The 24,231-nt window shown below is 64.8% G+C and carries 27 protein-coding genes and 1 pseudogene; 21 read left to right on the top strand and 7 right to left on the bottom strand.

From position 1 onward, the window contains the following. The first annotated feature begins 341 nt into the window (after positions 1 to 341). The 11 genes from AC1DWU_RS14205 (at position 342) to AC1DWU_RS14155 (ending at position 10,715) form a co-directional block, all read left to right on the top strand. Positions 342 to 1,646: an ABC transporter substrate-binding protein gene (locus AC1DWU_RS14205; RefSeq protein WP_477150643.1), complete on the top strand. Its 1,305-nt coding sequence runs from the start codon at positions 342 to 344 to the stop codon at positions 1,644 to 1,646. Between the two features lie 82 nt (positions 1,647 to 1,728). Further along, positions 1,729 to 2,619 (top strand): carbohydrate ABC transporter permease, encoded by an 891-nt coding sequence (locus tag AC1DWU_RS14200; protein WP_477150642.1) that lies wholly within the window; start codon positions 1,729 to 1,731, stop codon positions 2,617 to 2,619. Between the two features lies 1 nt (position 2,620). After that, positions 2,621 to 3,580, top strand: coding sequence for a carbohydrate ABC transporter permease (locus AC1DWU_RS14195; RefSeq protein WP_477150641.1), 960 nt, complete (start codon positions 2,621 to 2,623; stop codon positions 3,578 to 3,580). After that, positions 3,577 to 3,807, top strand: coding sequence for a hypothetical protein (locus AC1DWU_RS14190; protein WP_477150640.1), 231 nt, complete (start codon positions 3,577 to 3,579; stop codon positions 3,805 to 3,807). The genes AC1DWU_RS14195 and AC1DWU_RS14190 overlap by 4 nt, the downstream gene beginning before the upstream one ends. Further along, on the top strand, positions 3,800 to 4,906 hold the full coding sequence (locus AC1DWU_RS14185; RefSeq protein ID WP_477150639.1) for an ABC transporter ATP-binding protein: 1,107 nt from the start codon (positions 3,800 to 3,802) through the stop codon (positions 4,904 to 4,906). The genes AC1DWU_RS14190 and AC1DWU_RS14185 overlap by 8 nt, the downstream gene beginning before the upstream one ends. A gap of 1 nt (position 4,907) precedes the next feature. Next, positions 4,908 to 5,978: an ABC transporter ATP-binding protein gene (locus AC1DWU_RS14180; RefSeq protein WP_477150638.1), complete on the top strand. Its 1,071-nt coding sequence runs from the start codon at positions 4,908 to 4,910 to the stop codon at positions 5,976 to 5,978. Positions 5,979 to 6,172: 194 nt separating this feature from the next. Then, positions 6,173 to 7,222: a TIM barrel protein gene (locus AC1DWU_RS14175; RefSeq protein WP_477150637.1), complete on the top strand. Its 1,050-nt coding sequence runs from the start codon at positions 6,173 to 6,175 to the stop codon at positions 7,220 to 7,222. A 60-nt stretch (positions 7,223 to 7,282) separates the two neighbouring features. Further along, entirely contained in the window at positions 7,283 to 8,416 is a 1,134-nt protein-coding gene (locus AC1DWU_RS14170; protein ID WP_477150636.1) for a Gfo/Idh/MocA family protein, read from the top strand. Then, positions 8,413 to 9,258, top strand: a complete 846-nt coding sequence (locus AC1DWU_RS14165; RefSeq protein ID WP_477150635.1) for a sugar phosphate isomerase/epimerase family protein — start codon at positions 8,413 to 8,415, stop codon at positions 9,256 to 9,258. The genes AC1DWU_RS14170 and AC1DWU_RS14165 overlap by 4 nt, the downstream gene beginning before the upstream one ends. Before the next feature lie 100 nt (positions 9,259 to 9,358). Continuing rightward, a complete protein-coding gene (locus AC1DWU_RS14160) occupies positions 9,359 to 9,622 on the top strand; it encodes a hypothetical protein (RefSeq protein WP_477150634.1) in 264 nt (87 codons plus the stop codon). A gap of 82 nt (positions 9,623 to 9,704) precedes the next feature. Continuing rightward, positions 9,705 to 10,715, top strand: coding sequence for a lactonase family protein (locus AC1DWU_RS14155; RefSeq protein ID WP_477150633.1), 1,011 nt, complete (start codon positions 9,705 to 9,707; stop codon positions 10,713 to 10,715). 92 nt (positions 10,716 to 10,807) lie between these two features. On the opposite strand, the gene AC1DWU_RS14150 is transcribed toward AC1DWU_RS14155, so the two are convergent. Beyond that, positions 10,808 to 12,013 (bottom strand): MFS transporter, encoded by a 1,206-nt coding sequence (locus AC1DWU_RS14150; protein WP_477150632.1) that lies wholly within the window; start codon positions 12,011 to 12,013, stop codon positions 10,808 to 10,810. Positions 12,014 to 12,327: 314 nt separating this feature from the next. Then, complete coding sequence (locus AC1DWU_RS14145) at positions 12,328 to 13,320, bottom strand: NAD-dependent epimerase/dehydratase family protein (protein ID WP_477150631.1); 993 nt, start codon at positions 13,318 to 13,320, stop codon at positions 12,328 to 12,330. A gap of 181 nt (positions 13,321 to 13,501) precedes the next feature. Between AC1DWU_RS14145 and AC1DWU_RS14140 the strand changes: the two genes are divergently transcribed. The 4 genes from AC1DWU_RS14140 (at position 13,502) to AC1DWU_RS14125 (ending at position 16,824) form a co-directional block, all read left to right on the top strand. Beyond that, on the top strand, positions 13,502 to 13,861 hold the full coding sequence (locus tag AC1DWU_RS14140) for a GntR family transcriptional regulator (RefSeq protein ID WP_477150630.1): 360 nt from the start codon (positions 13,502 to 13,504) through the stop codon (positions 13,859 to 13,861). Then, the gene (locus AC1DWU_RS14135; RefSeq protein WP_477150629.1) at positions 13,854 to 14,738 is read left to right on the top strand and encodes an ABC transporter ATP-binding protein; all 885 of its coding nucleotides are present in this window, start codon (positions 13,854 to 13,856) and stop codon (positions 14,736 to 14,738) included. The genes AC1DWU_RS14140 and AC1DWU_RS14135 overlap by 8 nt, the downstream gene beginning before the upstream one ends. After that, positions 14,735 to 15,619, top strand: coding sequence for a hypothetical protein (locus AC1DWU_RS14130; RefSeq protein ID WP_477150628.1), 885 nt, complete (start codon positions 14,735 to 14,737; stop codon positions 15,617 to 15,619). Before AC1DWU_RS14135 ends, AC1DWU_RS14130 begins: the two co-directional genes overlap by 4 nt. A 287-nt stretch (positions 15,620 to 15,906) precedes the next feature. Then, complete coding sequence (locus tag AC1DWU_RS14125) at positions 15,907 to 16,824, top strand: VOC family protein (protein ID WP_477150627.1); 918 nt, start codon at positions 15,907 to 15,909, stop codon at positions 16,822 to 16,824. Positions 16,825 to 16,959: 135 nt separating this feature from the next. Here AC1DWU_RS14125 and AC1DWU_RS14120 read toward each other — a convergent pair whose 3' ends face one another. Then, a complete protein-coding gene (locus AC1DWU_RS14120) occupies positions 16,960 to 17,997 on the bottom strand; it encodes a threonine aldolase family protein (RefSeq protein WP_477150626.1) in 1,038 nt (345 codons plus the stop codon). 193 nt (positions 17,998 to 18,190) lie between these two features. On the opposite strand from AC1DWU_RS14120, the gene AC1DWU_RS14115 reads away from it, so the two are divergent. Then, positions 18,191 to 19,192, top strand: a complete 1,002-nt coding sequence (locus tag AC1DWU_RS14115; RefSeq protein WP_477150625.1) for a zinc-binding alcohol dehydrogenase family protein — start codon at positions 18,191 to 18,193, stop codon at positions 19,190 to 19,192. Positions 19,193 to 19,321: 129 nt separating this feature from the next. Here the strand turns inward: AC1DWU_RS14115 and AC1DWU_RS14110 are convergent, their stop codons facing one another. Continuing rightward, positions 19,322 to 19,531 carry a hypothetical protein gene (locus tag AC1DWU_RS14110; RefSeq protein ID WP_477150624.1) on the bottom strand — a complete coding sequence of 70 codons (210 nt, stop codon included), beginning with the start codon at positions 19,529 to 19,531 and terminating at the stop codon, positions 19,322 to 19,324. Positions 19,532 to 19,680: 149 nt separating this feature from the next. Here AC1DWU_RS14110 and AC1DWU_RS14105 point away from each other — a divergent pair, with 149 nt between their 5' ends. From AC1DWU_RS14105 to AC1DWU_RS14095, 3 genes are all read left to right on the top strand, one after another. After that, on the top strand, positions 19,681 to 20,223 hold the full coding sequence (locus tag AC1DWU_RS14105) for a DUF924 family protein (RefSeq protein WP_477150623.1): 543 nt from the start codon (positions 19,681 to 19,683) through the stop codon (positions 20,221 to 20,223). Between the two features lie 136 nt (positions 20,224 to 20,359). Continuing rightward, positions 20,360 to 20,716 carry a hypothetical protein gene (locus AC1DWU_RS14100; RefSeq protein WP_477150622.1) on the top strand — a complete coding sequence of 119 codons (357 nt, stop codon included), beginning with the start codon at positions 20,360 to 20,362 and terminating at the stop codon, positions 20,714 to 20,716. Between the two features lie 101 nt (positions 20,717 to 20,817). Then, positions 20,818 to 21,444, top strand: coding sequence for a LysE family translocator (locus AC1DWU_RS14095; protein ID WP_477150621.1), 627 nt, complete (start codon positions 20,818 to 20,820; stop codon positions 21,442 to 21,444). A gap of 13 nt (positions 21,445 to 21,457) precedes the next feature. On the opposite strand, the gene AC1DWU_RS14090 is transcribed toward AC1DWU_RS14095, so the two are convergent. Then, positions 21,458 to 21,802: a YciI family protein gene (locus AC1DWU_RS14090; RefSeq protein WP_477150620.1), complete on the bottom strand. Its 345-nt coding sequence runs from the start codon at positions 21,800 to 21,802 to the stop codon at positions 21,458 to 21,460. A 249-nt stretch (positions 21,803 to 22,051) separates the two neighbouring features. On the opposite strand from AC1DWU_RS14090, the pseudogene AC1DWU_RS14085 reads away from it, so the two are divergent. Together AC1DWU_RS14085 and AC1DWU_RS14080 are read left to right on the top strand one after the other, a co-directional pair. Then, positions 22,052 to 22,393, top strand: a pseudogene (locus AC1DWU_RS14085) (DUF2200 domain-containing protein); the annotation flags it as partial. Between the two features lie 52 nt (positions 22,394 to 22,445). After that, on the top strand, positions 22,446 to 22,883 hold the full coding sequence (locus AC1DWU_RS14080; RefSeq protein ID WP_477150619.1) for a VOC family protein: 438 nt from the start codon (positions 22,446 to 22,448) through the stop codon (positions 22,881 to 22,883). Positions 22,884 to 22,901: 18 nt separating this feature from the next. Here AC1DWU_RS14080 and AC1DWU_RS14075 read toward each other — a convergent pair whose 3' ends face one another. Together AC1DWU_RS14075 and AC1DWU_RS14070 are read right to left on the bottom strand one after the other, a co-directional pair. Then, positions 22,902 to 23,201 carry a hypothetical protein gene (locus AC1DWU_RS14075; protein ID WP_477150618.1) on the bottom strand — a complete coding sequence of 100 codons (300 nt, stop codon included), beginning with the start codon at positions 23,199 to 23,201 and terminating at the stop codon, positions 22,902 to 22,904. Between the two features lie 5 nt (positions 23,202 to 23,206). Next, positions 23,207 to 24,124 (bottom strand): sugar kinase, encoded by a 918-nt coding sequence (locus AC1DWU_RS14070; RefSeq protein ID WP_477150617.1) that lies wholly within the window; start codon positions 24,122 to 24,124, stop codon positions 23,207 to 23,209. Positions 24,125 to 24,231 lie beyond the last annotated feature (107 nt).

Genomic DNA, 24,231 nt, shown 5'->3' with positions numbered 1-24,231 from the left:
TAAACCGGGTCACGACTTGCATAAATGCTAGCATGTTAGCTTGACGAGACTGACAAAACGTTGAATTTGTAGTTTTGACGCACGTCGATCAGGAGGAAGATCAAGTGCGACGGGCGCTTGGAGGAGCGCCATAACTGGTGACCGCGCGGGCCTTGGGAGAGGCCAGCGCTGTAGTCCCGGTGATGAGGGAGGGGTCCCGAACGTCGCGAGAGAACGGCCGGTCGCCGAAGCTTGGGAGAGCTTTTGGCCGGTTCGCTGCTGTGAAGGCCCCCGGCACGGAGGAGGGGCTTCGGTCGGTGCCGCATATGCCGGCCGTCGGAAGCGCTAGAGGGAGGACCATAATGCGCACTGTTACCAAGGGCATACTGGCCGGTTTGGGCCTGATGCTTGCGTCGAGCACATCTGTGCTGGCGCAGGAACTGACCATCCTGTGGGCCGAATGGGATCCGGCCAACTATCTGCAGGAACTCGTCAACGAGTACCCGGATGCAAAGGTCACCGTGGAAACCGTTCCGTGGCCGGACTTCCAGACCAAGGCCTTCACCGAATTCAACGCCCAGGGCTCGGCCTATGACCTCGTGGTCGGCGACAGCCAGTGGCTGGGTGCAGGCTCGACGCAGGGACACTATGTCGACCTGACGGACTTCGTCGCTCAGCACAACCTGACTACGGCAATGGCTCCGGCGACCATGAAGTACTACTCGGAGTATCCGGGTGGTTCCGGCAAATATTGGGCCGTTCCGCTCGAAGGCGACGCGCTTGGCTGGGCCTATCGGAAGGATTGGTTCGAAAATCCGGACGAGATGGCCGCGTTCAAGGCCAAGTACGGCTACGACCTTGCCGTTCCGCAGACCTGGCAGCAGCTGCTCGACATTGCCGAGTTCTTCACGCGCCCGGACAAGAATATGTACGGGGCCGCGATCTACACGATGAATGCGGGCGATGCCATCGTCATGGGCGTCGAGAACTCGGTTTTCGCCTATGGCGGCTCGTTCGGTGACTACGCGAACTACAAGGTCACCGGCGAGCTCAACTCCGACAAGGCGGTGAAGGCGCTTGAGGACTATCGCAAGCTCTTTACCTACAACCCGCCGGGCTGGGGTAACGCGTTCTTCGTCGAAACCAATACGGCGTTTGCTCAGGGCCAGGCGGCGATGGCGATGAACTACTTCGCCTTCTTCCCCTCGTTGATCAACGAGGCCACCAATCCCTATGCCAAGTCGACCGGCTTCTTCGCCAACCCCAAGGGCCCGAACGGCGATGACTTCGCCGCGCTGGGCGGCCAGGGCATCTCGGTTGTGAGCTACAGCCAGAACAAGGACGCGGCGGTGAAGTTCCTCGAGTGGTTCATCAAGCCCGAGACCCAGAAGCGCTGGGCCGAGCTCGGTGGCTACACCTGCGATGCCAAGCTTCTCGAGAGCGCCGAGTTCCGCAACGCCACGCCGTACAACGAGGCGTTCTACCAGACCATGTTCAAGGTCCGCGACTTCTGGGCGCTGCCTGAATATGCCGAGCTCCTCACCGAGGCCGCCGACACCTTCTACCCCTATGTGGTGGACGGAAAGGGCACGGCCAAGGAGACCCTCGACAAGCTGGCGGCCACCTGGGTCGATACGCTCAAGTCGGCCGGCTACGCGGCCCAGTGACGGGTGACGAAACGTCCGGGGAGGCGGCGTTTGCCCGCCTCCCCGGATTCTCAAGCGGGGGACTCTGGCCTTGGATAAGTTGATGACAACGCTCGATCCAAAGACACGCGCAGCGACGCGCGGATGGAGCGACATCACCATTCGGAACCTGTTCATCATCCCCACGGTGGGGTTCCTGATCGTCTTCAATGTCTTCCCGCTGCTCTATTCGCTCGGGTTCTCCTTCACCGACTTCAAGGCATCGAGCAAAGCTGCGGCCAATTTCGTCGGCTTCAAGAACTATGCCGACGTGCTCGCCGATCCGGTGATCTGGCGCACCTTCACGACCACCCTGTGGTACGTCATCGTCTCGGTCACGGGCCAGTTCATCGTCGGCTTCGGCCTGGCGCTGCTGCTCAACCGCCCCATTCCCTTCAAGGGCTTCATCACGACGCTGCTGCTCTTGCCGATGATGCTCTCGCCGGTCGTGGTCGGCCTGTTCTGGAAGCTCATCTACGATCCCTCGTGGGGCATCCTCAATTATGTGCTCGGCCTGGGCAAAGTGGCCTGGCTCACCGACCCCAACCTCGCGCTCTACGCGGTCGCGATCACCGACATCTGGATGTGGTCGCCGTTCGTGATGCTGCTCTCGCTCGCCGGTCTCAGTGCCGTGCCCAAGCACCTCTACGAGGCCGCCTCGATCGATCGCGCCGGCCGGTTCTACACCTTCTTCCGCATCACCCTGCCTTTGGTCGCGCCGATCCTGCTCATTGCGGTGATCTTCCGCACCATGGAAGCCTTCAAGACCTTCGACATCGCTTTCGTGATGACCGGCCAGCCGGCGGCGGAGCTGATCTCCTCGCGCCTCTACAAGATGGCCTTCCAGCAGTGGCAGACCGGGCCATCCTCGGCGCTCGCCTACATCATCCTGATCATGGTGCTGTGCATCACCAACATCTACGTGAAGTACCTCAACAAGGCGAAGGAGCGCTGAGATGGCCGTCGTATCAACGCGTGCCGGACGTATCGGCAACCGCCTCGCCATTGCTGCGGTCATCGTCATTACGCTGATCTTCCTGTCGCCGATCTACTGGATCACCTCGACGGCCTTCAAGCCGCTGCTGCTCTCGACCACCGTGCCGCCCACCGTCGTGTTCGAGCCGCAGGTGACGCCGTTCGTGAAACTATTCGTGAAGCGGGCCCAGCTGACCGCGCCAGTTGACCAGGCCACCTATGACGCCGCCCCCTGGTGGGAGCAGCTCGTGCTCGCCGGCGGCGAACGGCTGTCGCGCAACGGTCAGGGCGACGTGGTCTACTCGGCCTATCCCGACCGCTTCGTCAATTCGCTGATCATCGCCATCACCTCGACCATCCTCGCGGTCTCGATGGGCACCATCACCGCCTACGGCTTCTCGCGCTTCCGCGTAAAGGGCGAGGCGGACCTCCTGTTCTTCATCCTTTCGACGCGCATGCTGCCGCCGATCGTCGTCGCCATCCCGATGTTCCTCATGTACCGCGCCGTCGGGCTCAACGACACGCATCTGGGGCTCATATTGCTCTACACCGCCTTCAACGTCTCGTTCGCGGTTTGGCTGATGAAAGGCTTCATCGACGAAATTCCCAGGGAGTACGAGGAAGCGGCGCTGGTCGACGGCTACACGCGCATGCAGGCCTTCTTCAAGATCGTGCTGCCCGAGGCCGCGACGGGCATCGCCGCCACCGCCGTGTTCTGCTTCATCACCGCCTGGAACGAATACGCTTTCGCTCTGATCCTCACCAACCGGCGGGCCCAGACGGCGCCACCATTCATTCCGAGTCAGATCGGCACGGGCTTGCAGGACTGGACGGTCATCGCCGCCGGCACCGTGCTCTTCCTGCTCCCGGTCGCCATTTTCACCTTCCTGCTTCGCAATCACCTGCTGCGTGGCATGAGCTTCGGGGCGATCCGCAAGTGAACATTCGCGACTTCAACCAGAAGATCCTCAACCCTGGCTCCATGACCTTCATGGTCGTCGGCATCCTGTTTCTCTGCCAGCCCTGGCTGGAGATGCTGCACCAGTGGAGCGTGCTGGTCATGTTGGTCGGCCTCATCGGCTTCAATTTCTCCGTCCACATTCCGCCGCCCGACAAGAAGCTGATCGACGAGGTCGACACCGTCCACGGAGGCACGCAGCATGGCTGAGATCGAACTCCGTCACATCGACAAGCACTTCGGCCCGGTCCACGTCATCAAGGACGTGAACCTCACCGTGAAGGACAAGGAGTTCGTGGTTTTCCTCGGCCCGTCCGGCTGCGGCAAGACCACGACGCTGCGCGCTATCGCCGGCCTCGAGGAGATCGACTCGGGCGATATCCTGCTCGACGGCAAGCCCATCCAGGGCCTCCGCGCCGCCGAGCGCGACATCGCCTTCGTGTTCCAGAACTACGCGCTCTATCCGCATTTCACCGTCTACGAGAACCTCGCTTTCCCGCTGCGCGCCGTCGGCACCGCCAAGGACGTGGTGGATTCGACCGTGCGCTCGGTCGGCAAGTCGCTCGGCATCCTGAATCTACTCAATGCCCGCCCGTCGGCGCTGTCCGGCGGCGATATGCAGCGCGTCGCCATCGGCCGTGCATTGGTGCGCCGCCCCAAAGCGCTGCTGCTCGATGAGCCGATCGGCTCACTCGACGCCAAGCTTCGCGAAACCATGCGCATCGAATTGAAGCGCCTGCATTTCGAGAACGGCTCCACCTCGATCTACGTCACCCACGACCAGGTCGAGGCCATGTCGCTGGCCGATCGCATCGTCGTCATGAACGACGGCGTGCTGCAGCAGGTAGGCACCCCCACCGAGGTCTACCTCTACCCGGCCAACCTGTTCGTCGCCCAGTTCATCGGCTCGCCGGTGATGAACATCGCCGCCACCAAGGTCAGCGAGGCCGACGGCAAGGCCCGCATCGCGCTCGACGACGCCAGCTTCGACCTGCCGCGCGAACTGCTCGGCATGCTCGAGCAGAAGAAGGCCGCCGGCGACCTCTCCCTCGGCGTGCGCCCCGAAGGCGTCATTGTCAGCCATGACCAGAAGCCGGGCTACCGTCCGGCCGAGGCCCACATCATCCAGCCCTTCGGCGGCTTCGATATCATCGACCTGAAGTTCGGCGAAAAGACCCTCAGGGCCCGCACCACCTCCGGTTATGTCGACAAGCCCGGCACCACCGTCTTCGCCCGCATCGATCCGGCGCAGGCGCACTTCTTCGACACCAAATCGGGCGCCTCGCTCGACATCCGGCTAGGCAACTGACATGGCCCGCATCCGCCTCGAAAACATCACCAAGAAATTCGGCACCCACACCGCCGTCGGTAATCTCGATCTCGACGTCGGCGACGGTGAGTTCTTCGTGCTGCTCGGCCCCACCGGCGCCGGCAAGACCACCACGCTGCGGATGATCGCCGGGCTCGAAAAGCCCACCGAAGGCGCCATCCATATCAACCAGGCGAACGTCAACGACTGGGGCCCGGCCGAGCGCGACGTCGCGCTGGTGCTGCAGCAATATTCGCTCTATCCGCGCCTCACGGTGCGCGACAACCTCGCCTTCCCGCTGCGCTCGCGCGTCCGCAAGATGAGCGAAGCCGATATCGCAAAGCGCATCGATTACGCCTCGAAAACCCTCCGTATCACCCACCTGCTCGAGCGCAAGACCGACCGGTTGTCCGGTGGCGAAATGCAGCGTGTCTCCATCGGCCGCGCCATCGTGCGTGAGCCGCAGGTCTTCTTGATGGACGAGCCGCTCTCGGCGCTCGACGCCAAGCTCCGCGAGTCGCTGCGCTCCGAGCTCAAAGACCTGCAGATGCGGCTCGGCGCCACCTTCATCTTCGTCACCCACGATCAGGTCGAGGCCATGACCATGGGCGACCGCATCGCCGTGCTCAACAAGGGTCGCATCGTCCAGGTCGGCACCCCGCGCGAGGTCTACACCAACCCGCGCGACACCTTCGTCGCGAGCTTCGTCGGATCGCCCGCCATCAACCTGTTGCCCGGCAGCCTCGCCGGCAATCTCGCCAGCGTCGCCCAGAGCTTCGAGATGTCGATCAACGCCGCTGCGCCGGTCCAGGGCCCGGTCACCTTCGGCATCCGCCCCGAAGACGTCGAAGTCGCCTCCGGCGCGCCGAACGAGGCCCGCATCCACGACGTGGAAAACCACGGCATCGAGAAGATCGTCACCCTGCGCGTCGGCGACAACCTGATGCGCGCCGCCGTCCCGGCCCGCGTCGACGTCAAGGTCGAAGAAGCCGTCCGCTTCAGCTGGAACCCGGACAAGGTGATGCTGTTCGACGCCAAAACCGGCCTCAACCTCAGGCACAAGGCGGCGTAGCCATGAGCATCGTGGCTTCCCACCCCCACCCTCAATCCCTCCCCACGAGGGGGAGGGATGCGCAAGCCTCGGACGGTTGGTTGGTGAGGCACGATCTCTCAGTCGTCTCCCTCCCCCTTGTGGGGAGGGATCAAGGGTGGGGGTGCCCCACGCTCAGTCTTTTCAGTGATCAATAATCCCCGGGGGAGGGGACCATGGCATCCAACAACTACCCGAAACTCCACAACGCCACCTGGCCCGGCGTGGTCGGCAAGGGCGCCCCGGGTTCCGAGCCCATCATCCCCCTCGATACGCTGCTGAAGCTCACCGCCAACGCCGAAGTCGACGGGCAGAAGTTCGATGGCGTCGACCTCTGGCTCGCCGACCCGCATATCTCCATCGACAGCTCAAAAGACGATGTGAAGCGCATGAGCGATCACATCGCCGGTTTCGGCCTCAAGGTCGGCAGCTTCGTTGCCCCGATCTGGGGCGGCGCCGGCGGCGGCTCGGCCATGGGCGACGCCGACGACGTGAAGCGCTTCCTCACCCAGGTCGAAAAGGCCTGCCGCATTGGCAAGCAGATGCGCGAACTCGGCATCCGCCCCACCGGCGGCGTCCGCGTCGACAGCTCCACCGGTGTCGAAGCCTGGGACGCCGACCCGGTCGGCAACACCAAGAAGATCGCCGAGACCTTCCGTGAAGCCGGGCGCATCGCCCAATCCTACGGCGAGTACATCGTCGCCGAAGGCGAGATCTGCTGGGGCGGCATGCACTCCTGGCGCGAGAACGTGAAGCTGCTCGAAATGGTGGGCATGCCGGGCGTCGTCGGCTACCAGGCCGACATGGCCCACTCCATGCTGTTCGTCCTCGGCGCCAACGCCGAAAAGGACCGCATCCTGCCCAAGGATTTCGAGTGGAGCGACAAGGCCGCGCTCGATGCTGCCTATCACAAGGTCGCCGACGCCCTGCGCCCCTGGACGCTGGATTTCCACGTCGCCCAGAACGACGGCACCACCTTCGGCTCCGGCGACCATGAAAAGACCGGCCGCCACTGCCAGATCGACGACCCCAACGGCCGGCTCGATGTGACCAAGCACGCCGGCTACTGGCTGCGCGACGACAAGGGCGAACTGACCAAAAAGATGCGCCACATCTGCTGGGACGGCTGCATGTTCCCCAACGCCGTGATGGAGCAGCAGGAGACCTGGAACAAGGTCCTCGGCGCCATGCTCAAAGTCCGCGACGCCCACGGCTGGCGGGAATAGCCCGGCCGCCTCCCAGACCGCCGTCATTCCCGCGCATCCCCCCTCACGACCGAGGAACCAATGACCAAACAACTCAACATCGGCATGGTCGGCTACGGCTTCATGGCACGCTGCCACTCGCACGCCTGGGCCTCCGTTTCCCACTTCTTCGATACCGGCTACCACCCGGTGCTGAAGGCGGTCGCCGCGCGGAACGACAGCAAGGTGCGCCGCTTCGCCGAGCAGTGGGGCTATGAGAGCATCGAGCATGACTGGCGCGCCCTGGTCGAACGCAAGGACATCGACGCCATCGATATCTGCGTGCCCAACGACCTCCACGCCGAGATCGCCATCGCCGCCGCCAAGGCCGGCAAGATGGTGCTCACCGAAAAGCCGCTCGCCCGCACCGCCGCCGAGGGTCAGCCGATGGTCGATGCGGTGGAAAAGGCCGGCGTCCCCAACCTCGTCTGGTACAATTATCGCCGCGTCCCCGCCGTCTCGCTGATCAAGCAGCTCGTCGCTGAGCAGAAGCTCGGTCGCATCTTCCACTACCGCGCCAAGTTCCTGCAGGATTGGACCATCTCCCCCGATGTGCCGCAGGGCGGACCGGGCACCTGGCGCCTCGATGTCAACGCCGCCGGCTCCGGCGTCACCGGCGATCTCCTCGCCCACTGCCTCGATAGCGCCACCTGGATCAACGGCGGCATCTCCTCGCTCACCGCCATGACCGAGACCTTCGTCAAGGAGCGCACCCACGCCGACACCGGCAAGAAGCAAACCGTCGGTATCGACGATGCGGCCGCCGTGCTCACCCGCTTCGCCAACGGCGCGCTGGGCACGTTCGAATCCACCCGCTACGCCCGCGGCCACAAGGCCGCCTACACGCTCGAGATCAACGGCGAGAAGGGCTCGCTCGCCTGGGACCTGCACGATATGAACCGCGTGCAGTGGTTCGATCACTCCACCGAGGGGCGCCTGCGCGGCTGGACCAACATCCTCGTCACTGACGGCGATCACCCCTATCTCGGCAAGTGGTGGGTCCCCGGTCTGATCATCGGCTTCGAGCATAGCTTCACCCACACCGCCGCCGATTTCCTCGAAGGCCTCAAGACAGGCAAACCCGCCGCCCCCACCTTCCGCGACGCGCTGGAAACCAACAAACTCTGCGACGCCATCATCAGCTCGGGCAAATCCGGCAACTGGGTGAACCTGTGAAACTCGGCTTCGACCTCCTCCTCTGGACCACCCACGTCACCGACGAGCACTGGCCCATCATCGAGCGCCTGAAGGCCACCGGCTATGACGGCGTCGAAGTCCCGATGTTCGAGGGCACGCCCGACCATTACGAAAAGCTCGGCCGCCGCCTCCGTGATGTCGGCCTCGGCGCCACCGGCGTCGGCGTCATGGCCGGCGGCAACGCCATCTCCCCCGATTATGTGCAGCGCGCTGGCGCCCTCACGCACCTCAACTGGCTGACCGATTGCACGGCGGCTCTCGGCGCCACCCTCGTCTGCGGCCCGTTCCACCAGCCGCTGGGCGAGTTCTCCGGCCGTGGCCCCACCGCCGATGAGATTGCCTGGTGTGCCGACGTCCACAAACAGGCGGCACAGTACGCCGCGCGGCAGGGCGTGGCGCTGTCTGTCGAGCCGCTCAACCGGTTCGAGTGCTACTTCCTCAACACCATGGAGCAGGCCGCAAGCCTTGTCCGCCGGGTGGACGAGCCGAATTACGGCTACCTGTTCGACACGTTCCACACCAACATCGAGGAAAACTCGGTTCCGCCCCTGATCGCCTCGACCATTGGGCAGATCAACCACGTCCACATCACCGAGAACAACCGCGGCGTCCCCGGCGCCGGCCACATCGATTTCCAGTCAGTCTTCAATGCCCTGAAGCAATCCGGCTACGACGGTTGGATGACCATCGAAGCCTTCGGCTCCGCCCTCCCCGACCTCGCCGCCGCCACCAAGATCTGGCGCCCGCTGTTTGGCAGCGAAGCCGAGGTGTACGAAAAGGGCTTCAAGCTGATGCGCGAAGGCTGGGACCGGGCGCGCTAACCGGCCGCCTGAACGACCCGTTCACCGTCACGACAGTGCAGCAAGCGCACCCTCAAGCCCGACGCGCACCCCGCGCGGGCTTCAACGAGGGACTAGGATCATGAAAACGCTTCTTGTTCTTGTTGCAACACTCGGGCTCACCACCGCTGTCGGCGCCACCGACAACGTCTACCAGACCTCGAAAACCCTGAGCCTCGGCCAGTATGGCGCCAACTGCGCCAGCATCGGCGGCACCTACGAGTCGCACGACGACAACACCGGCACTTGCTCGAAATCGGGCGGCTACAACGTCACCTGTTCGCGCGACGAAGGCATCACCACCTGCGTCGGCTACGACCCGAAACGGCCCAAGGCGCCGCAATAGCTTTCAGCCGGCGAGTCTCGTAAGAAGCTTGCCGTGAACGCGGCGCTCCCCGTCCCGCGTCCAGCGCGAGGAGGAGTGCCGCGTGACCAAGATTTCCCTGCTGTCCGGATCCTACACCGGCCCGAACGGCGAAGGCTTGAAGCTCTTGGGCTTCGACACCGCCACCGGCAACATCGAGCTCGTCCGCAGCTTCCCCGGCACCCCCGACGTCTCCTGGATCGCCTTCGCGCCCTCGACGCGCACCGTTTACGTCACCGACGAGATGGCGGCTATGGTCGGCGCTTTCACGCTTTCGCCCGACCTCGCGACGGTCACTCCGCTCGGCTACACGCCGACGGGCGCGAACTACCCCTGCTACCTCAGTCTCAGCCCCGCCGCGACGCGCCTCGCCGTCGCCAATTATGGGGATGACTCCGTGCCCACGTACGCCATCGGCCCCACCGGCACTCTCGCCGCCGGACCGGTCCTACGCGGCACGCAGGCCCACGACACCGGCCACGCCCACTGGACACAATGGTCCCCCGAAGGCGATCGCCTCTACAATGTCGATCTCGGCCACGACGAAGTCCGCAGCTTCGCCTATGCCGCCGCGACGGGCACCTTCGGTGGCCCCGAGACGGCGTTCCAGACCGCGAAAGGGGCCGGCCCGCGCCACCTGGCGTTCCACCCGAACGGCAAGTTCGCCTACCTGTTCACCGAATACGCCCAGACGCTGACCGCGCTCGCCCGCCAGCCCAGCGGCAAGCTCACCGAGCTCAACACGCTCTCTGCGCTCCCCGCCGACTTCAAGGGCGAGTCGACCGGCGCGCACATCCAGATCAATCCGGCCGGCACCATCGCCTACGTCAGCAACCGCGGACACAACTCGATCACTGCCTTCGCCATCGCCACCGACGGCCGCATCAGCCTCAAACAGAACATCCCCTGCGGCGGCAACTGGCCCCGCTTCTTCCTGCTGCTCGGCGATCACCTGATCGTCGCGAACCAGGAAAGCGAAGACCTGGTGGTGTTCGACGTAGCAGCCGATGGAACGCTGAGCGCGACGGGCAAGGTGTTCAAGCTGCAGAAGCCGGTCGCGTTGCTGCAGATCTAGCCAAAAGCACCAGCCTCTCCTGATCCTCCCCCGCGTGGCGGGGGAGGGGGACCAGCGAAGCTGGTGGAGGGGGAGGGCAAAGCCTCAGTCGGCTACCGAACCCTGTGCTGCATCTCCGGCAGGAACACCGTCAGCAATCCCGCCAGCGGCAGGAACGAGCATAGCCAGAACACGTACTGGATCCCCGCCACGTCGGCGAGCGCCCCGAGCGCCGCAGCCGCAATCCCGCCCGCCCCAAACGCAAAGCCGAAGAAGATCCCGGCGATCATCCCCACCCGGCCCGGCATCAGTTCCTGCGCGAACACGACGATGGCCGAGAACGCCGACGAGAAGATCAGCCCGATCAGAACCGTCAGGATCACCGTCCAGGTGAGATCGGCGTAGGGGAGCGCCAGCGTGAACGGCAGCACGCCGAGGATGGAAAACCAGATCACGAACTTCGCCCCGAACCGATCGCCGATCGGCCCACCCATGAACACGCCCACCGCCGACGCCCCGAGATAGACGAACAGCAGCAGCTGTGCGTCCTGCACGCCGACCTGGAACTTGTCGATCAGGAAGAACGTGTAATAGCTCGAAAGCCCCGCCATGTAAGCGTTCTTGGTCAGCGTCAGCACCGTCAGCACGATGAGCGCGATCGCCGTCGTGCGCTTGTCGAACAGCAGTGTCGTGCTCGCCGGCGCCTTGCCGGCGTTGGCCTTGCGGTGCGCCGCATACCAGTTGCCGACCCGCCACAAAATGAAGATGCCGAGCAGCGACCCCACCGCGAACCAGCTGACGCTCGATTGCCCGCGCGGCAGCACGATAAACGCCGCGAGCAGCGGTCCGATCGCCGAGCCGAGATTGCCGCCCACCTGGAACAACGACTGCGCCAAGCCATGCCGCCCGCCCGACGCCAGCCGCGCTACGCGCGAGCTCTCCGGATGGAAGATCGCCGACCCCAGCCCGACGAACGCCGAGCCGAGCAACAGCAGCCAGTAGCTCTGCGCGAAGCCGAGGATGATCAGCCCGACGAGGCTCGACGCCATGCCGACCGGCAGCGAATAGGGCAGGGGCCGCTTGTCGGTGTACATGCCGATCGCCGGCTGCAGCAGCGACGCCGTGCACTGGAAGGTGAAGGTCAACAGCCCGATCTGCACGAAATCGAGGCCGTAATTCTCCTTGAGGATCGGATAGATGGCGGTCAGCAGCGACTGCATCACGTCGTTGATCAGGTGGCAGACCGACACCGCGACGATGATCGAGAGCGTGGTCTTGCTGGCAATGCTGGTCGCCGGTGCCGAAGCTGTGGCCGTCAATTTATGTATCCGGAAATCGAAGGTGGGCCGGCTCAGGTCGAGCCGAAAGCAATACTTGCCTCTAACATGTCAGTGCCGGCGAGTCGTTAGCACTCAAGCGATTTTCCGTTCGGTTGAGTGACGCTTTCTGTTGTTGGACACCGTCTCGCCACCCCACCGGCCGTCATCCCGGCGAAAGCCGGGACCCACTGCTCGGACGGTTGGGCCGGCGCGAAACCCGTCCGGTCCATCACAGGAAGGTCGGCGCGATTGTATTGGTGGAGCGCCAGCGCACTGGGTCCCGGCTTTCGCCGGGATGACGGCCCGGTGTTTGGTCAGCCAACCCTCCACCCCTTGAACCAGTCGCAAAACGCCCGCACCCCATCCTCCACATCCGTCCCCGGCACTTCTCCGATCAGCGCCCGCAGCAACCCCACATCCGCCGCCGTCTCGGTCACGTCCCCCGGCTGCATCGGCAGCAGTTCCTTCTTCGCCTCGCGCCCCATCGCCGCTTCGATCGCCGTGACGAACCGCATCAGCTCCACCGGTCGCCCGCCCGCAATGTTCACCACCCGCCAAGGCGCCACCGGAGACAGCGAGTCCCCCGCCACCGGCTCACCCTGCACCGGCGCCCGCCCGATCAACCGCCCCACCGCCGCCGCCACATCCTCGACATAGGTGAAATCCCGCCGCATCCGCCCCTCGCCGTAGATGCTGATCGGCGTGTCCGCCGCGATCGCCTCCGCGAACCTGAACAGCGCCATGTCCGGCCGCCCCCACGGCCCATACACGGTGAAGAACCTGAGGCACGTCGTCGGCACTCCGAACAGGTGGGCATACGAATGGCTCATCGCTTCCGTCGCCTTCTTGGTCGCCGCATAAAGCGACACCGGCCGGTCGGTCATATCCGTCTCGCGCGAGGGTTTCCCCGCCATGCCATAGACCGAGCTCGAAGACGCGATAAGCAGGTGCTTCGGCTGCGTCCGCCGCGCCGCCTCGAGGATCGCAAGCGTCCCCGTCACGTTGCTGTCGGTATAGCCTCGCGGCGCCTCGAGGCTGTAGCGCACCCCCGCCTGTGCCGCGAGATGCACCACCACCTCCGGCGCATCGGCGAACGCCGCCGCCACCGCCGCCTCGTCCTCCAGCCGCCCGATCACCGGCCGAAACCGCGCCTCGGCCTCCAGGATCGCGTGCCGCTGCTGCTTCAGCCCCACGTCGTAATACGGCGTCAGCGCATCGAGCCCGATCACCTCGTGCCCCTCGGCCAATAGCCGCCGGGCGAGGTGAAAGCCGATGAACCCCGCACTGCCGGTGATCAGAATGCGCACGTCGCCCCCCAGAAACCGCCGGTGACACAAGGCGTTATTGTCGCGGCGCTGTCGAAACTACGCGCTCCGGATCGACAATGCCAAGAGCGTGACCAAGACGTCAGAAGCCCACCCTTGCAGATTCTGCTTGCGCCACCGAAATGGTGTGCTACATAACTAGCACACTACCAAGGCATCACGCATGAGCCAATTCAACGACAGCCAGCCGATCTTCGTACAGATCGGCGAAAGGATTGCCGACATGATCCTGAGCAAAACCGCCAAGGAGGGCGAGGCGCTTCCTTCCGTGCGCCAGATCTCCGCCGATCTCTCGGTCAACCCGTTGACCGTCACCCGCGCTTACCAGTCGCTCGTCGATATCGGCGTCGTCGAGTCACGTCGCGGCATGGGCATGTTCGTGGCCGAAGGCGGCCACCAGCGGCTGCTCGCCCACGAGCGCCAGAAATTTCTGACCGAGGAATGGCCGCGCGTCATGGCGCGCATGGCGGCCCTCGATCTCGATCCCAATCAACTGTTGAAGCAAGGCGGTAAAGATGAATGATCTGGCTCAAACCACAGCTGCTCCGATCGTCTCGGCGCGCGGCCTCAAGAAGCATTTCGGCCGCACCGAAATCCTCCACGGGCTCGATTTCGATATCCCAGCCGGCCGCATCTATGGGCTCGTCGGTCACAATGGCGCCGGCAAAACCACCACGCTGAACGCGCTGCTCGGCCTCACCTCCTACGAGGGCACCGTGCGTGTCCTCGGCGAGGATCCGTACCAGAAGCGCGCCTCGTTGATGAAGAACGTCGCCTTCATCTCCGATGTCGCGAGCCTGCCGCGGTTCCTCAGGGTGCGCGAACTCTTCGCGCTCCTCACCAACATCCACCCCAACTTCGATCAGGCGAAGGCCCGCGGTTTCCTCGAGGGCACCGACGTCAAGATGGAAGCGCGGATCAAGAACCTCTCGAAGGGCATGATCGCCCAGCTCCACCTCGCCGTGGTGATGGCGATCGATGCCAAGCTCCTGGTCCTCGACGAGCCGACCCTCGGCCTCGACATCACCTACCGCAAGCGCTTCTACCGGCGCCTGCTCGAGGACTACATGACCGAAGAGCGCACGCTCCTCATCACCACCCACCAGGTCGATGAGATCGAGTTCATGCTCTCCGACATCATGTTCATCCGAGATGGCGACCTGATCCTCCACATGCAGATGGAAACGGTCAGCACCAAGTTCAGTCAGGTGCTCGTCCGCCCCGAACAGGTTCCGGCCGCCACGGCGCTCGGCCCCATTTACAGCGAAACCCGCTTCGGCCAGACCGCGATGGTTTTCGATGGCGTCGATCGCGACCGGCTCGCCCAGTTCGGCGATGTCTCCACCCCAACTCTCAGCGACCTGTTCGTCGCCCTCATGCAGCGCGGTCCCGCCAAATGAAGTCTCTCGTTGCCCTCATCAAGCGCGAGTATCTCGAGCACCGCGGCGCCTTCTTCTACGCCCCGGCCTTGATCCTCGGCATCATGACGCTGATGCTCGTGCTCGGCATCGCCTCCAACCGCTTCCAGCTGCACCAGGAGATCGGCGTTCCCTCCGCGCTGAAGTTCTTCGAGTTCGGCTTCCTCGCGGTCGGCCTGCTCTGGTGCATGTATCTGCTCGCGGCGCTGTTCTTCTACTACGCCGATGCCTTCAGCGCCGATCGCCGGAACAACGCCATGCTGTTCTGGAAGTCGATGCCGGTCACCGATTTCAAGATGCTGGCCTCGAAGTCGCTCGCCGGCATGACCATCCTGCCGGCCATGATCTTCGGTGCGTACCTGCTCACCGGCGTCCTGATCTACGTCGTCACCATGGTCACTGCGCTAATGCTGCCGCGGCTCGGCGTGCCCAGCGTCTTCGAGTTCCTCTGGAGTGCCATACAAATCGGCGGCTTCGCGTTCGTCTGCCTTGTCACCGCGCTGCTCTGGTATGCCCCGTTCTTCGCCTGGGTCGGCGCGCTCTCGACGGTATTCCGCCGCTGGTCGATCCCCCTCGCCTTCCTGATCCCGGGGCTCATCGGCCTCGCCGAGAACCTGGTCATCGGCGACAACGGTCCGCGCGCCGGCTACTTCCTGACCTATCTGGGCGAGCGGCTGAAGTTCGGCACCGACAACATGCAGTTTGAGGCGACCGTCTTCAACGACGCCGCGTTCAACGCCTCGGTGATGATCCCGCGCTTCCTCGCCGGGGTGGATTGGTCCCAACTGGTCGGCGGCCTCATCGTCGCAGCGCTCCTCGTCTACGCCGCCAGCGAATACCGCCGCCGCACCGTCGCCACCTGACGGGCACTGTCTGGTCCTCCCCCACATGGCGGGGGAGGGGGATCATGCGAAGCATGGTGGACGGGGCGGCCACGGGCACCGGCCCGTGCCACAACGTCTCTCCCTCCCCGGGTGGAGAGGGATCAAGGGTGGGGGTGTCCTACGCTCCAAAGGTCGGCAATCCCCACCCAATTTCCATACATTATTGCATTTCAGTATCGACTGTTCGCCCCCGCGACCACATTGGCTTGCCGGGCCGCATCATCCATATCAGGGTCAATCCAATGGTTCTTTTGCGAGACCCCATCATGATCACAGTCGAATCCCAGGTCAGCGTCCGCTCCACCCCCACGCTGCCGCTTGCCACTCACCTCGGTTCGGTCCGCATCGCCGTCACCGATCGCGACAAGGCGCTCGCCGTCTGGCGCGATGTCGTTGGCCTCGAGCTCATCTCGGAGGACGCCGAAGCCCTGCACCTCGGTGCTGCCGGCCGCGAGCTGATCACCCTCGAGCTGGGCGCCAACAACCCATTCCCCGATCGCACGCTCGGCCTCTACCACGTCGCCATCCACGTCCCGACCCGGCAGGCGCTGGCCGAAATGGTGGTGCGCGCGCTCACCCGCCGCGTCCGCATCTCGCCCACCGATCACCTGGTCTCCGAGGCGATCTACCTGTGGGACTACGACAATAACGGCATCGAGATCACCTTCGAGACCCCCTGGCGCGGCCGCATCGGCACTGCCGAGGAGGGCGTCTACGTCCGCACCATCGACGGCTCGCCCCATTCCGGCCGCGAGGCCATCGATGTCGACGACCTGCTCGCCGAACTCGATGACGTCAACAGCGTCCCGGCCCTGATGCCCGCCGGCACCCGCATCGGCCACATCCATCTGCACGTGAACGATCTCGAGCAGGCCATGCACTTCTACCGCGACGGCCTCGGCTTCGGCGGCCTGTTCATTATGCGCCGCTTCGGCATGGGCGACCTCGGCCTCGACTACCCGCCCCACACCATCGCCTTCAACGTCTGGGCCGGCCCCAACGCGGCGCAGGCCCCGAAGGGCACGGCAGGCTTGCGGTGGTTCCATGTGGTGGTGCCGGACCAGGCAGCGTTGGATGCGGTCCGCACGAGGCTGGCTGCCATCAACGCCGCATCGACCGACACGAATGAGGGTCTCGAGACCAAGGACCCGGCAGGAAATCTCGTGAAGGTCGTCTTGGGCTAGATATCGCGCAAGAGAGGGGGTGCGGAGCCACCATGCCCTCCACGATCCCCTCTCTTGCGATTTCTAGGACTTAGCGAAGGGCTAAGCCCAAGAAATCGCTTTCTCTCCCGCAAGGGGAGAGATGAAGAGGGGTTGCTAAAGCACCCCCAAAAACCCCTCGACCTCATCCTCGGTCGTCGCCCAGCTGGTCACCAACCGCACCAGCACCTCGTCCGCCCCCGGCCGCTCCGCCAGTGCCTCCGCCGGCCACTCATGCGCCGCCCCACCCGCCGCCCGCACCCGCGCCAGCGCCGCCTTCGAGATCACCGCGAACACCTCGTTGATCCGGCTCTCCCATCCCAGCCGCGCCACATTGCTCGCCCGCAACCCAACCCGCAGCCGCTCCGCCATCCCGTTGGCATGGGTCGCCCAGCGCAGCCAGTTGCCATGCTCGAGATACCCCTCGAACTGCGCCGCCACGAACCGCGCCTTCGAGAACGTGTGCCCCGCCCGCTGCCGTCGCGCCTCGAAATCCCCCAGCAGCCCCGGCGTGAACACCACGATCGCCTCCGCCGCCAAGCAGCCGTTCTTCGTCGCCCCGAACGACAGGAAATCCACCCCCGCCTTCCAGGTCAGCTCCGCCGGCGTCACCCCGAGCGCCGCCACCGCGTTGCCGAACCGAGCTCCATCCATATGCACCTTCAGCCCGCGCGCCCGAGCGATTCCCGCCAGCGCCGCCACCTGATCCACTGCGTAAACCGTGCCCCATTCCGTCGCGTTGGTGAGGCTCACCGCCACCGGCACGCTCCTCCCGCCCTCCGGGTGCTTGCCCAACGCCGCCTCGAACGCCCCAGCGTCGATCATCCCCAGCGGACTCTGCACTGGGATCAGCTTCATCCCGCCCGACTGGAACTCGGTCGCGCCGCTCTCGTCAGCGTAGACATGCGCATCCTCGGCGCAGAACACCACGCCGCCCGGCCGGCTCAGCGCCGCCAGCCCCAGCGAGTTCGATGCCGTCCCCGTCGCCATGAACCACACCTCGACCTCGCGCTCGAACAGCTCCGAAAACCGCCGCGTTACGCTGACGCTCAGCGGATCGCCGCCATAGGCCGGCGAGAACCCCTGATTGTGCCGCGCCAACGCCGCCATCACCTCGGGCGTCGCCCCCGCCCAGTTATCGCTCGCAAAATTCACGCTGAAACACCCCGATAAATTGCGCCACGCTGCTAGCACACCGCCCTCTCAGTCGGCCATCGCCCCCTTGCGGGGGAGAAAGCGATTTCTTCGGCATGGCCCTTCGCCAAGCCTTAGAAACCGAAAGGGGGGACTTTTTGCGTACTGGAGTCTCAGCCCCGCGCCGCTATGATTGCCCCCAATAGGAGACCCCATGCGAGCTATATCCTGCACCGCGCCCGAACAGCTGGCGCTGATTGACATCGACCGCCCCGAGCTGAAGCCCGGCTGGGTCCGCGTCGCCATCCGCCACATCGGCATCTGCGGCACCGACTACCATATCTTCGAAGGCAACTTCCCCTTCTTCGAATACCCGCGCGTCATCGGCCACGAGCTCTCGGGCACCGTCGTCGATCCCAACGGCGAAGCCTTCGCCGCCGGCGATCCGGTGGTCATCAACCCCTATCTCAACTGCGGCCACTGCCCCGCCTGCCTCGAAGGCCGCGCCAATTGCTGCGAGACCCTCAAGGTCATCGGCGTCCACGCTCCTGGTGGCATGGCCGAAGAAATCGTCATGCCGGCCACCAACCTCTATCCCGCTGACGGCCTTAGCCTGCGCGACGCCGCCATGGTCGAGTTCCTCGCCATCGGCGCCCACGCCATCCGCCGCACCACCGAACTGAAGCCGGGCTCTCGGGCCCTCGTCGTCGGCTCCGGCCCCATCGGACTCGGTGTCGCCTTCTTTGCGCAAATCGCCGGCGCCGATGTCACCGTGGTCGATGCCGCGCCCGACAAGATCGAGGCCACCCGCGCGCTGGGCTTCCGCACCTTCTCTCCCGGCGAGCTCGAAGGCGCCGAGTTCACCGCCATCAAGGCCAGCGGCTTCGACGCGGTGTTCGATTCCACCGGCTCGATCCGCGCCATGAATGCCTCGCTGCTCCATACCCGCAACGGCGGCGCCTACACCCTGGTCGGTGTCATCAAGGGTGACCTGGTCTTCCCCGACAGCGAAGTGCACCGGCGCGAGCTCACCATTCGCGGCTCCCGCAACGCCATCCGCGCCGATTTCGAGCACGTCATGGCCTCGATCCGCGCCGGCAAGGTCCCCACCGACAAGCTGGCGACGCACGCCACCACCATGGACCGCGTCCCCGAAGATATGCCCATCTGGGCCCACGACCGCACCGGCGTCATCAAGGCGATCGTCACGGTCTAGGGCAGGGCGTCACTTAGAGGCGACCATAGCCGCCTCAACTCTTGCGTCTCCCTCCCCCTTGTGGGGAGGGATCAAGGTGCCAACGCTCCGGCGGTCATTGCCCGCGGCGAGATACCACCGCGCGCTCGGTCAGCTCCGGTTGATCATCCGGGGCGTCACATCGAGCTCGATCTCTTCCATCCCGAGGAGCCGCGCCACGACCTCCGGCGGGTCCTTCACCACATGCACGCCCGACACCGTGTCGATCTTGGTGTCGCGCAGCCCCTTCACCACCGCCACCACGTGCTCGGGGTTGACGTAGATGATGCCATCGGGCGTATCGAGCTTTACCAGCCGCATAGAAATCTCCTCAGTGCTGCCCCACATACTCCAGCGCCGTGCGGCCGGTGACATCATGCCCAATGCATGGACAATGAACTGTGAACCTCTTTCTTCACCTCTCCTTCATGGGGGAGGGCGGGAGGGCCCCGTCTGCCAAGGATGACCGCATGACCAGCCCCGATGAAATCCTCGACTTCTGGTTCGTCGAGCACGGCGAGCCCGACTGGTTCGGCGGCAAGCCCGAGTTCGACGCGGTCCTCGCCAGTCGCTTCAGCGACACCTATGCCGCCGTCGCCCGCGGCGAAGCCGCCTGGTGGCGCCAGACCCCATCCGGCCGCCTCGCCGAGATTATCGTGCTCGATCAGTTCTGCCGCCAGTTGCACCGCAAGCAGCCCGAGGCCTTCGCCTCCGACCCCATGGCGCTCCGCCTCGCGCAGGAAGCCGTGGCCACCGGCGACGACATGCGCGTCGAGCCGCGCCGTCGCACCTTCATCTACATGCCCTACATGCATTCAGAGGATCTCTCCGTGCACAACGAGGCCATCCGCCTGTTCGAGCGCCTCGGCGACGAAGGCACCCTCAAATACGAGATCCTCCACCGCGATTGCATCGCCCGCTTCGGCCGCTATCCCCGCCGCAACGCCGCCCTCGGCCGCACCTCCACCCCCGAGGAGATCGAGTACATCAACTCCGGCGACGGCATGTTCTGATCCTCGACGCAGCCTGAAAAGTCATAATACGACTTATGAATATCCACTGAACCGACGGGTCCATATCGGTTCAGCCGGAGGCCGCTAGTCCTCTCTCACCCGCAGGCAACAGGTGCCTGCTTCATGGAGTGGACCAATGTTCGCACGTCTCAACAGCTTCGCCCGCCCGGCCTTCGCCGCCCTCGCCCTCTCGCTGGTCGCCGTCTCGGCGCCCTCGGCTATGGCCGGCGGGCTGCAGGAAAAACCCATCCTCCAGGAGCACGACGACTACGACGATTACGACTGCCAGAGCGTCAAGCAGGCGGTCCGTTACCTCAAGAAGCGCAACTACAAGATGATCGAAAAGCTCGAGAAGGAAGCGGAGGAGGGCATCTACCTGTTCTCCGCCAAGAAGAAGAACTCCGAGCACGTCTTCGTACCCTACTACATCACCTACGACGCCTGCGATCGCGAGATCGTCAGCCGCACGCCGATCAAGGAAGAAAAGATGTAAGGGCTGCTGGCCACACTCAGGACCACCCCCACGCCCCGCCCGGCTTGACCCGGCGGGGCAACTCCCGTTCAACTCGCCCGGTTCATACGCGCGAGGCCCCCATGGACCACTTCCTCCCCCTCTTCGCCATTCTGGGCGCGCTGCTGCTCGGCGCCATCAGCCCCGGTCCCAGCTTCGTCTTCGTCGTCCGCACCGCGGTCGCCCAGTCGCGCAACGAGGGCCTCGCGGCCGCGCTCGGCATGGGGGTAGGGGCCATGCTCTACGGCGCGCTCGCCGTGCTCGGCCTCCGCACCCTGATGGCCGATGGCGGCCTGCTCTTCACTGCGCTGAAAGTCGCCGGCGGGCTCTACCTGCTCTATCTCGCCTGGAAGATCTGGAGCCACGCCAAGGACCCCATCACCGTCGAAACCGGCGGCGGCGCCGCCGCCAACCCGCGCAAGGCCTTCACCTTCGGCCTGCTCACCCAGCTCTCCAATCCCAAGATCGTCGCCGTGTTCGGCGCCGTCTTCGCCGCGCTCCTCCCGGCCAACCCCGAGCCCTGGCTATACTGGGCCCTGCCACCGCTGATCTTCCTGCAGGAAACGCTGTGGTACGCCGTCGTCGCAGTGGCCTTCTCGGCATCGAGGCCCCGCGCCATCTACCTCAACGCCAAGCTCTGGGTCGATCGTGCCGCCGCCGCCTTCATCGGCGTGCTCGGGGTGCGGCTGATCATCGAGTCACGCGTCTAGAACCCAGGCCGGGTCAGCCTCGGCCGAACGCGCGCACCTCGACCGGCGCCCGGCAGGCGATCACGGCCTTGCGCCCCCACTCCAGCGCCGCGTCCTGGTCGGCGACTTCCAGCACCCAGAAACCGCCGACGTGCTCCTTGCTCTCGATATACGGCCCGTCCGTGACGAGCACCTCCCCGGGCGCCCTCACCCGCAGCGATTTTGCGCTGCTGGGCGGCTCCAGCCCACCAACGAAAACCCTGACGCCGGCGGCGATCATTTCCTCGTTGAGCGCACTGATGTCAGCACGCGTCGCCGGGTCTTCGGCGGCCGAGTCGTAATCGTCGGGCAGGTGAATAGCGACCAGATACTGCGTCATGTCTGTCTCCTCGACCTCGCTTCGGGCAGGCCAATCGCCCTACGTTCACACACAGTCGAACGGCCGGGGTGAAATTCGACAGGTCCACGAAACTTCCCCGCCACGATTTCTTCCACCCCATCGACTGGGCAAATCTGGGTCAAGGGGGCACACTGCTGATGACGAACGGATATGAAGTATCCGCGGATCGCGGCAACACTCTATCGAGGGCACGGTCGGCTTGTTCGAGCTGGCGGCCCTGGAGGCCCCATGAACCATCGCGTCTATGGCATCAGCGTCGCAAGCGTCTATCCGCTCTATATCGCCAAGGCCGAAAAGAAGGGGCGCACCAAGGCCGAGGTTGACCAGATCCTCTGCTGGCTGACCGGCCACACCCAGCAGACGCTGGAAAATGTGATGGCGAACGGGACGAACCTCGAAACCTTCTTCGCCTCGGCCCCGCAACTGAACCCCGCCCGCTCGCTGATCACCGGCGTCATCTGCGGCGTCCGCGTCGAAAACATCGAGGAGCCGACCATGCGCGAGATCCGCTACATGGACAAACTCATCGACGAGCTCGCCAAGGGCAAGGCGATGGAGAAGATCCTCAGGGCCCAGCTTCCCCCTGAACTTACGCCCAGACGACACCTCGGAGATCGGACCCATGGCGCTCAAACGGATGGACAACGTAGGCATCGTCGTCGATGACCTCGAAGCGACGATTGAGTTCTTTCGCGAGCTCGGCCTCGAGCTGGAAGGCCGGGCCACCATCGAGGGAGAATGGGCCGGACGTGTCACCGGACTGGGCGACCAGCACGTCGAGGTTGCCATGATGCGCACCCCGGACGGCCACAGCCGGCTCGAGCTATCCCGCTTCCTCAGGCCGCCTGTCGTCGCCGATCACCGCAACGCCCCGGTCAACGCCCTGGGCTATCTCCGCGTCATGTTCACCATCGATGACATCGACGGTACGCTCGAAAGGCTCCGAAAACGCGGCGCTGAGCTCGTCGGCGAAGTCGTCAACTACGAGGACGTCTATCGCCTCTGCTACATCCGCGGCCCCGGCGGGCTGCTCATCGGACTCGCTGAGGAACTTGGCTGAGCGCAGCGCCGATGCTCTCTACTTCAGCAGTTCTCTGGGCACCAGCAGCACCACAATCGAAAGCAGCAGGCTTCCGTTTGACCGCGGCAACCCTCCATCCGCCGTCTTGAACAGCGCATAGCCAATTGCAGCCCACAATGTAGCCATCAGGTACACTGTTGGCACCAGCACCAGCCAGAAGACGAACAACGGGTTTGAGCCCCCGGTTATCGCCATCGCGCCGAAGACGATCACAACGATGGTCAGAGTGACCAGGAATGGGCGCCATCCGTTGACGGTCAAATCCAGCAGGACGTCTTTCGAATAACCGCGCTCCACGATCCTTAAACCCCCCGCACCAACTCCGGCGCCACCAACGCGCCCTTGTGGCCGATCACCACGCCGGCCACCCGGTGCGCCCGTTCCGCCGCCTCCACCGGCGATAGTCCCCGCGCCCGGCCGCTCAGATACCCGCCATTGAACGAGTCCCCCGCGCCGGTCGCGTCCACCACCTTCTCGGCCTTGGGCGCCGCCACATACTGGCGCACTCCATCGGCCGTCGCGACGAAGGCCGGCTTCGAGCCATCCTTCGCCACCACTTCGCGCGCCCCGAGCGCCAGATAGCGCTCCGCCGTCGCCTCGGGCGAAGCGTCCCCGAACAGCGGCGCCTCGTCCGTATGCGTCGGCAGCACGATGTCGGCGATGGCCGCCGCCGCCGTGAGGGTCGAGGCCATGATCTTCGGCGAGGTCCACAGCGCCGGCCGCAAGTTCGTATCGAATACCACCGTCGCCCCGGCATCCCGCGCCTTGACGATCGTGCGCATCAGCTTGCCCCGCGCCCGCGGCGCGAGGATCGCCATCGAGATCCCCGAGAAATACACCGTCTCGGCCCCCACCACCGCCGCTTCCAGCGCCTCGACATCGTCGGCCAGCAGTTTCGCTGCCGATTGCCCGCGCCAATAGGTGAAGTGCCGGTCGCCCTTTTCCTGGTGGATCAAGTAGAGCCCCGGCCGCCGCCCAGCGATGGTCTGGATCCGCCCGGTTCCGATCCCGGCCTTGTCGATGAACGCCCGCATCTCAGCCGAATACATGTCGTCGCCGAGCGCCGTCACATAGTCGACCTCCCAGCCCTCCGGCAGCAGCGCCTTGGCGTACCAGGCGGTGTTCAGCGTGTCGCCGGCATAGCCGAGGCGGTACATGCCCTCCTCGCCGCCCGACATCTCGATCATCGCCTCGCCGATGCTCACGAACCGCTTCGCCACGCTCATTTCCCCTCAACTGCCCGATGCTTATGCCGGGGATATTTTGCCCACGCAACCGCCTGGTATGGCAGTCTCGGACGAGCTTCGGTATGGAGAGGGCACCCTCT

This window comes from Devosia sp. P2_G7, from assembly GCF_056403495.1.
The sequence above is the reverse complement of the archived record's forward strand: the minus strand, read 5'-3'. Positions and strand labels throughout refer to the sequence as shown.

What these genes read in the sequence shown, in the direction of transcription:
- AC1DWU_RS14205 (WP_477150643.1), top strand. Translation starts at nt 342, where the DNA reads ATGCGCACTGTTACCAAGGGCATACTGGCCGGTTTGGGCCTGATGCTT.
- AC1DWU_RS14200 (WP_477150642.1), top strand. Translation starts at nt 1,729, where the DNA reads ATGACAACGCTCGATCCAAAGACACGCGCAGCGACGCGCGGATGGAGC.
- AC1DWU_RS14195 (WP_477150641.1), top strand. Translation starts at nt 2,621, where the DNA reads ATGGCCGTCGTATCAACGCGTGCCGGACGTATCGGCAACCGCCTCGCC.
- AC1DWU_RS14185 (WP_477150639.1), top strand. Translation starts at nt 3,800, where the DNA reads ATGGCTGAGATCGAACTCCGTCACATCGACAAGCACTTCGGCCCGGTC.
- AC1DWU_RS14180 (WP_477150638.1), top strand. Translation starts at nt 4,908, where the DNA reads ATGGCCCGCATCCGCCTCGAAAACATCACCAAGAAATTCGGCACCCAC.
- AC1DWU_RS14175 (WP_477150637.1), top strand. Translation starts at nt 6,173, where the DNA reads ATGGCATCCAACAACTACCCGAAACTCCACAACGCCACCTGGCCCGGC.
- AC1DWU_RS14170 (WP_477150636.1), top strand. Translation starts at nt 7,283, where the DNA reads ATGACCAAACAACTCAACATCGGCATGGTCGGCTACGGCTTCATGGCA.
- AC1DWU_RS14160 (WP_477150634.1), top strand. Translation starts at nt 9,359, where the DNA reads ATGAAAACGCTTCTTGTTCTTGTTGCAACACTCGGGCTCACCACCGCT.
- AC1DWU_RS14140 (WP_477150630.1), top strand. Translation starts at nt 13,502, where the DNA reads ATGAGCCAATTCAACGACAGCCAGCCGATCTTCGTACAGATCGGCGAA.
- AC1DWU_RS14135 (WP_477150629.1), top strand. Translation starts at nt 13,854, where the DNA reads ATGAATGATCTGGCTCAAACCACAGCTGCTCCGATCGTCTCGGCGCGC.
- AC1DWU_RS14130 (WP_477150628.1), top strand. Translation starts at nt 14,735, where the DNA reads ATGAAGTCTCTCGTTGCCCTCATCAAGCGCGAGTATCTCGAGCACCGC.
- AC1DWU_RS14125 (WP_477150627.1), top strand. Translation starts at nt 15,907, where the DNA reads ATGATCACAGTCGAATCCCAGGTCAGCGTCCGCTCCACCCCCACGCTG.
- AC1DWU_RS14115 (WP_477150625.1), top strand. Translation starts at nt 18,191, where the DNA reads ATGCGAGCTATATCCTGCACCGCGCCCGAACAGCTGGCGCTGATTGAC.
- AC1DWU_RS14110 (WP_477150624.1), bottom strand. Translation starts at nt 19,531, where the DNA reads ATGCGGCTGGTAAAGCTCGATACGCCCGATGGCATCATCTACGTCAAC.
- AC1DWU_RS14105 (WP_477150623.1), top strand. Translation starts at nt 19,681, where the DNA reads ATGACCAGCCCCGATGAAATCCTCGACTTCTGGTTCGTCGAGCACGGC.
- AC1DWU_RS14100 (WP_477150622.1), top strand. Translation starts at nt 20,360, where the DNA reads ATGTTCGCACGTCTCAACAGCTTCGCCCGCCCGGCCTTCGCCGCCCTC.
- AC1DWU_RS14095 (WP_477150621.1), top strand. Translation starts at nt 20,818, where the DNA reads ATGGACCACTTCCTCCCCCTCTTCGCCATTCTGGGCGCGCTGCTGCTC.
- AC1DWU_RS14090 (WP_477150620.1), bottom strand. Translation starts at nt 21,802, where the DNA reads ATGACGCAGTATCTGGTCGCTATTCACCTGCCCGACGATTACGACTCG.
- AC1DWU_RS14080 (WP_477150619.1), top strand. Translation starts at nt 22,446, where the DNA reads ATGGCGCTCAAACGGATGGACAACGTAGGCATCGTCGTCGATGACCTC.